The sequence below is a fragment of the Tabrizicola sp. genome (assembly GCF_031377265.1).
Lineage (GTDB): Bacteria > Pseudomonadota > Alphaproteobacteria > Rhodobacterales > Rhodobacteraceae > JAUYQR01.
Genome location: NZ_JANMET010000251.1, coordinates 1 through 5009, shown reverse-complemented (window position 1 = coordinate 5009; position 5009 = coordinate 1). Strand labels below are relative to the sequence as shown.

The window sequence follows — 5009 nt, the reverse complement described above, 5'->3', positions numbered from 1 at the left end:
TCGAGATGTTCCTCGCCGACCCGGACACCCATTCGATCATCATGATCGGCGAGATCGGCGGTGCCGCCGAAGAAGACGCCGCCCAATTCCTCGCCGATGAGCGCAAAAAGGGCCGCTGGAAACCTACCGCCGGTTTCATCGCCGGACGCACGGCACCTCCGGGTCGTCGCATGGGCCATGCGGGGGCCATCGTGGCAGGCGGCAAGGGCGATGCGCAGTCAAAGATCGAGGCGATGCTGCGCGCCGGGATCGTGGTCGCCGACAGCCCGGCGGGCTTGGGCGAAGCGGTGTTGAAGGCGATCAAGGGATAAAATGGGATCGGCGCAGGCCATAAAGACTTGCCTTGCCAAGTCCTTCCAGTTCTCCGGCCCGGCCTCTCGGTCCGAGTTCTGGTGGTTCCTTCTCTTTACCTTCGCAGTCTACGCGATCCTTTTTTTCGCGGTAGATCTGCGTCTTTTACAAATGGATATCGACGGGGATTTTGCCTTCCTGCCCTTCGCCGACACCTTCCTGCTTTTGACCTTGCCTGCGTCTGCGGCTGTAACCGCGCGACGGCTTCAGGATCGGAATATTCCCGGAACGGCAGGAGCAACTCTCGTGATCGCAGTCGTCATTTTGGGGTTTGCACCGCTGTTGACTGACGTTGACCGCTTCCACTGGTTCTACTCCTTTGAAACTGCACTGATCATCGTGAACTTGGGTGTCCTGATCCTCTGCGCCCTTCCCTCCACCCCCGGCTTCAACCGCTACGGTCCCAATCCTAACGAGGTCCCACAATGACCGAACAATCCCCCACCGCCGCCTTCACCGCCTCCTCTTTCCTCGACGGGGCCAATGCCGATTACGTGGACCAGCTTCAAGCGCGCTACGCCGCCGATCCGAACACGGTGGACGCCACCTGGGCCGAATTTTTCCGCGCCCTCGGTGACAGCGAGCTTGACGCCAAGCGCGCCGCCTCGGGCCCGTCTTGGGCGCGCACCGACTGGCCGCCGCAGCCGGTCGATGACCTCACCGCCGCGCTGACCGGAGAGTGGGCCACGCCGCCCGCCGCCAAGGACGCAAAAGCCGCCGGTGACAAGATCGCCGCCAAAGCCGCTGAAATGGGAACCCCGGTCAGCGACGATCAGATCAAGCGCGCCGTCCTCGACTCTATCCGCGCCATCATGATCATCCGCGCCTACCGCATCCGGGGCCATCTGGCGGCGGACCTCGACCCACTTGGCCTGACCGACACCAAGCATCACCCCGAGCTTGACCCCGCCTCCTACGGCTTTGCCGAATCCGACCTCGACCGCCCGATCTTCATCGACAATGTCCTTGGCCTGACGCACGCCTCGATGCGCGAGATCATCGACATCGTCAAACGCACCTATTGCGGCACCTTCGCGCTGCAATACATGCACATCTCCGACCCCGAGCAGGCCGCCTGGCTGAAGGAACGGATCGAAGGCTACGGCAAGGAAATCCAGTTCACCCGCGAAGGCCGCAAGGCCATCCTGAAAAAGCTGGTGGAGGCGGAAGGCTACGAAAAATTCCTTCACGTCAAATACATGGGCACCAAACGCTTTGGTCTCGATGGCGGTGAAAGCCTGATCCCCGCGATGGAACAGATCATCAAGCGCGGCGGCGCGCTGGGGGTGCGGGAAATCGTCATCGGCATGCCGCACCGGGGCCGGTTGTCGGTTCTGGCCAATGTGATGATGAAACCCTACCGCGCGATTTTCCACGAATTTCAGGGCGGCAGCTACAAGCCCGAAGATGTCGGCGGTTCGGGTGATGTGAAGTACCACCTCGGTGCCTCGTCGGACCGCGATTTCGACGGCAACATCGTGCACCTTTCCCTCACCGCGAACCCCAGCCACCTGGAGGCGGTGAACCCTGTCGTCCTTGGCAAGGTCCGCGCCAAGCAGGATCAGAACAACGACCCCGAGCGTGGCACCGTGATGCCGATCCTGCTGCATGGCGATGCGGCCTTTGCGGGGCAAGGCGTGGTCGCGGAATGCTTTGGCCTGTCGGGCCTGCGTGGGCACCGCACCGGCGGCACCATCCACATCATCGTCAACAACCAGATCGGCTTTACCACCGCGCCATCCTTCAGCCGTTCTTCCCCCTACCCCACCGACATTGCGCTGATGGTCGAAGCGCCAATCTTCCACGTCAACGGTGACGACCCGGAGGCCGTGGTCCACGCCGCCCGCGTCGCCACCGAATACCGTCAGAAGTTCCACAAGGACGTAGTGCTGGATATCTTCTGCTACCGCCGCTTTGGCCACAACGAGGGGGATGAACCAATGTTCACAAACCCCGCAATGTACACCCGGATCCGCAAGCAGAAATCCACCCTGCAGCTTTACACCGAACGTCTGGTCAAGGATGGCCTGATCCCCGAAGGCGAGATCGAGGATATGAAGGCCGCCTTCCAGGCCCGCCTGAACGAAGAGTTCGAGGTCGGCAAGGCCTTCAAGCCCAATAAGGCCGACTGGCTGGATGGCCGCTGGAAGAACATGGCGACCAAGGATCTGAACAACTACCAGCGCGGCGAAACCTGGATCAAGGCCGAAACGCTGGCCGAAATCGGCACCGGCCTGACCCGCGTGCCCGACGGCTTCGATCTGCACAAGACCGTCGCCCGCCAGCTGGATGCCAAGGCCAAGATGTTCGAAACGGGCACAGGCTTTGACTGGGCCACCGCCGAAGCCTTGGCCTTCGGCTCACTCGTCACCGAAGGCTTCCCCGTGCGCCTGTCGGGGCAGGATTGCACACGCGGCACCTTCAGCCAGCGCCATTCCGCCTTTGTCGACCAGACCACCGAAGAACGCCACTACCCGCTGAACCACATCCGCGCCGGGCAGGCCCGGTTCGAGGTGATTGACTCGATGCTGTCGGAATATGCGGTGCTTGGCTTTGAATACGGTTATTCCCTGTCCGAACCCAACGCCCTGGTGATGTGGGAGGCGCAGTTCGGCGATTTCGCAAATGGTGCGCAGATCATGTTCGACCAGTTCATCTGCTCGGGCGAGGCGAAATGGCTGCGGATGTCCGGCCTGGTCTGCCTTCTGCCGCACGGCTGGGAAGGTCAGGGGCCGGAACATTCCTCCGCCCGCCTCGAACGCTTCCTGCAAAACTCGGCCGAGGATAACTGGATCGTCGCCAACTGCTCCACCCCGGCGAATTACTTCCACATCCTGCGCCGCCAGTTGCACCGCACCTACCGCAAGCCGCTGATCCTGATGACGCCGAAGTCGCTCCTGCGCCATCCGATGTGCGTCTCGGCGGCCGCAGATTTCACCGATGGCTCCACCTTCCACCGCGTTCTGTGGGATGATGCGCAAAAGGGCAATTCGACGACCAAGCTGAAGCCCGATGCCAAGATCAAGCGCGTGGTGATCTGCTCGGGCAAAGTCTACTTCGACCTGCTGGCCGAACGTGACGCGCGTGGCATCGACGATGTCTACCTGTTGCGCGTTGAACAGCTTTACCCCGTGCCGACGCTGTCGCTGACCCAGGAGATCGGACGCTTTCCCAAGGCCGAGATTATATGGTGCCAGGAAGAGCCCAAGAACCAGGGCGCCTGGTCCTTCATTGAACCGGAACTGGAACAAGTGCTCACCAAGCTGCGTGGCCGCGAAACGCGCCCAACCTATGTCGGCCGCAAGGCCTCGGCCTCGCCCGCAACGGGCCTCGCCAGCCGCCATAAATATGAACAGACCGCGCTCGTGAATGACGCGCTCACGATCGCCTGAGGAGGCAAACATGACTGACGTAATGGTACCCGCCCTTGGGGAATCCGTGGCTGAGGCGACCGTATCGACCTGGTTCAAGAAACCCGGCGACGCGGTGAAACAAGACGAAATGCTGTGCGAGCTGGAGACCGACAAGGTCTCGGTCGAGGTGCCCAGCCCGGTGACCGGTGTCCTCTCGGAAATCCTCGCACCCGAGGGCACCACAGTCGCTGCCAACGCGCGGCTTGCCATCGTGACCGAAGGCGCGGCGGCGGCCCCAACTGTCACCCCCGCGAAGGCGGTGGCCCAGGTGGCTGCGGCGACAACCCCTGCAGCCAAGGCGGTTGAAAACGCCCCCGCCGCCAAGAAAGCGATGGCCGAGGCGAACCTTTCCCCGGATCAGGTGCAAGGCACCGGTCGTGACGGTCGCATCATGAAGGAAGACGTGGCCCGCGCCGTTGCTGGTGCCCCCGGTGCCGCCGCCGCCGCTGCGGCCCCCGCCCCGGCCCCCGCCGCCCTGCCCCGCGCGCCCGTCCCCGCCGATGACGCCGCGCGCGAGGAACGCGTCAAGATGACCCGCCTCCGCGCCACCATCGCGCGCCGCCTGAAAGACGCGCAAAACACCGCCGCCATGTTGACCACCTACAACGAGGTGGACATGTCCGCAGTCATGGGACTTCGCAACGAATACAAAGACATGTTCGAGAAAAAGCACGGCGTGAAGCTTGGCTTCATGTCCTTCTTCGTGCAGGCCTGCACCCATGCGCTGAAAGAGGTCCCCGAGGTCAACGCCGAGATTGACGGCCACGACGTGGTCTACAAGAACTACGTCCACATGGGCGTGGCCGTCGGCACCCCCTCCGGCCTCGTGGTCCCCGTGGTCCGCGACGCCGACCAGATGGGCTTCGCCGCCATTGAGAAAAAGATCTCCGAGCTTGGCCTCCGCGCCCGCGACGGCAAGCTGTCGATGGCCGAAATGCAGGGCGGCAGCTTCACCATCTCGAACGGCGGCGTCTACGGCTCGCTGATGTCCTCCCCCATCCTCAACCCCCCGCAGTCCGGCATCCTCGGCATGCACAAGATCCAGGACCGCCCGGTCGTGGTCGCTGGCCAGATCGTCATCCGCCCGATGATGTACCTCGCGCTGAGCTACGACCACCGCATCGTGGATGGCAAGGGCGCAGTGACGTTCCTGGTGCGGGTGAAGGAGGCACTGGAGGACCCGCGTCGGTTGTTGATGGATTTGTGAGGTGGTGAGACTGTGAGCGCGATATCGGATGACGAGTT

The 5009-nt window shown here is 62.9% G+C and carries 2 protein-coding genes and 2 pseudogenes; all 4 read left to right on the top strand.

Translation table 11 applies throughout. The annotated features are described in order from the left end of the window. A pseudogene (locus RMO18_RS14495) lies at positions 1–311 on the top strand (succinate--CoA ligase subunit alpha); the annotation flags it as partial. Position 312: 1 nt separating this feature from the next. Further along, the gene (locus tag RMO18_RS14490; protein ID WP_309666831.1) at positions 313–780 is read left to right on the top strand and encodes a DUF805 domain-containing protein; all 468 of its coding nucleotides are present in this window, start codon (positions 313–315) and stop codon (positions 778–780) included. Beyond that, entirely contained in the window at positions 777–3743 is a 2967-nt protein-coding gene (locus RMO18_RS14485) for a 2-oxoglutarate dehydrogenase E1 component (protein ID WP_309666830.1), read from the top strand. Before RMO18_RS14490 ends, RMO18_RS14485 begins: the two co-directional genes overlap by 4 nt. A 1-nt stretch (position 3744) precedes the next feature. After that, positions 3745–4971: pseudogene (gene odhB / locus RMO18_RS14480) on the top strand (2-oxoglutarate dehydrogenase complex dihydrolipoyllysine-residue succinyltransferase); the annotation flags it as partial. Positions 4972–5009: the final 38 nt, after the last annotated feature.

What these genes read in the sequence shown, in the direction of transcription:
- RMO18_RS14490 (WP_309666831.1), top strand. Translation starts at nt 313, where the DNA reads ATGGGATCGGCGCAGGCCATAAAGACTTGCCTTGCCAAGTCCTTCCAG.
- RMO18_RS14485 (WP_309666830.1), top strand. Translation starts at nt 777, where the DNA reads ATGACCGAACAATCCCCCACCGCCGCCTTCACCGCCTCCTCTTTCCTC.